General features: G+C 55.7%; 1 pseudogene. It reads right to left on the bottom strand.

The window, feature by feature from the left end:
- Positions 1-128 precede the first annotated feature (128 nt).
- Positions 129-327, bottom strand: a pseudogene (locus tag JIG40_RS00850) (phage capsid protein); the annotation flags it as partial.

Here is a 327-nt window from a genome sequence, read left to right on the forward strand (position 1 = left end):
AACATCTCGGTGGCGTTCTCGACGCCGTTTTGCTGCGCGACCGCCTGAACGTAGGCGCTCAGTTTCTTTTTGGTATGCTCTTGCATGTGTTTACCTATACAAATGGGGTGAGAGACTAAAGCCGGTGCTTACAGGTACTGCTCGGGTTCCGCGTCCTGACCCGCAAGGATGCGCGCCTGCTCATCCGTGATGCTGCTCAGTTTGGTGGTCAGTTCGCCAAGCTGGGTGGAGAGCTTTTCGACTTTCTCTTCCAGCTCGCTTTTCTGCGGCTCGTCTTTGACTTCCGGTTCTGCGGGCTGCTCTTTGGCGCTGAGTGTTTGCACCAGT

The sequence above is a fragment of the Vibrio sp. bablab_jr001 genome, assembly GCF_016464285.1.
Classification (GTDB): domain Bacteria; phylum Pseudomonadota; class Gammaproteobacteria; order Enterobacterales; family Vibrionaceae; genus Vibrio; species Vibrio fluvialis.